The 1,591-nt window shown below is 64.9% G+C and carries 1 pseudogene; it reads right to left on the reverse strand.

Annotated features, from left to right (window positions below):
• Nucleotides 1-1,301, reverse strand: a pseudogene (locus I5M_RS30765) (GH1 family beta-glucosidase); the annotation flags it as partial.
• Nucleotides 1,302-1,591: the final 290 nt, after the last annotated feature.

Raw genomic sequence — 1,591 nt, forward strand, 5'->3', positions numbered from 1 at the left:
CGTCGGATAGTCCATGTAGACCAGGCCGAAGCGGACGCTGTAGCCCGACTCCCATTCGAAATTGTCGAGCAGCGACCAAACGAAATAGCCGCGGATATCGGCGCCGGCGGCGCGGGCCTGATCGAGCGCGCCGATGTAGTCGCGCAGGAAAGCGATGCGGCCGAGGTCGATCACCTGGCCGTTCGCGTCCGGCTTGTCGTCGCCGCTGCCATAGCCGTTCTCGGTGACATAGACCGGTTTGCCGTAACGGCCGCTGACTTCGATCAGGGTGTCGCGAAACGCATCCGGCTCGATGGTCCAGTCGATCGGCGTGCGCGGAATGTCGGCCGGCTTCGGCCCCCAGCCGAGTCCGACGATCGCGTTCGGATCGGAGTTGATATAGACCGGGCTGTAGTGGTTCAGGCCGAACCAGTCGAGCGGCCGGTGAATACGATCGAGATCGCCCGGCAGGATATGCGGCTGGATCAGGCCGCGCAGCTTCGCCGGGTACTCGCCGAGATATTGCGGATCGGCGAAGGCCCGATTCCAATAGTCGCTGATCAGCGCTGCTTCAGCGACGTCCTCCGGCTTGTCGCTGGACGGGTAGATCGGCTGATAGTTGGTGACCAGCCCGATCTTGGCGTCCGTCACGGTCTCGCGCAGCGCATCGACGGCGGCGCCGTGGGCTAGGTTCACGTGGTGGATCCAGCGATGCAGCTTGTCGTCGGCGCTGCGGTCGCGGGCGCCGAACGAACGGGCGAACAGGCTGAAGATGCCGGGCTCGTTGAAGGTGGCGAAGCGCTTGACCTTGTGGCCGAAGCGGGCGCCGATCAGCCGTGCATAGTCGGCGAACCAGGCTACGATCTCCCGATTGAGCCAGCCGCCGCGCTCTTCCAGCGCTGCGGCAGGTCCCAGTGATAGAGGCACAGCCACGGCTCGATGCCGGCGGTGATCAGTTCGTCGATCAGGCTGTCGTAGAAGGCAAGGCCGGCTTCGTTGACCGCGCCGGTGCCGAGCGGCATCACGCGCGGCCACGACACCGAAAAGCGATAGGCCTGCAGGCCGAGCGCCTTCATCAGCGCGACGTCTTCCTTGTAGCGATGATAATGATCGCAGGCGACGTCGCCGGTGTCGTTGTTGGCGACCTGCCCGCTGCGGCAATACACGTCCCAGATACTTTCGCCGCGGCCGTCTTCCTTGGCTGCGCCTTCGATCTGAAAGGCGGCGGAGGAGACGCCCCAGATGAAATCCTGCGGGATGTGATTGAGCGTCGGTAGCGACGAGACCGACGGAGCGGTCGAAGTTGCGCGCGGATCGGCCATGACGTGGTCTCCGGTCGTTCGTCATGCCCGGCCTTGTGCCGGGCATCCACGTCTTGCTGAAATCGTCGCAAGAAGACGTGGATGGCCGGGACGAGCCCGGCCATGACGGAGCAGGGGGTCGGCAGGTCGTCGTTCATACGCCGCCCCCCACGACCGCGCGCTTGCGCTGGATCAAACCGTCGGGGCTGCTACAGATACCCTTCGCCGGCCTCTGCCGCGAAACGTCCCGGATCGCCTTCCCAGACGATGCGGGCATGTTCGAGCACGTAGACACGATCGGCGTGAGGCAG

It is taken from the genome of Rhodopseudomonas sp. B29 (genome assembly GCF_000333455.1).
Classification (GTDB): Bacteria; Pseudomonadota; Alphaproteobacteria; order Rhizobiales; family Xanthobacteraceae; genus Rhodopseudomonas.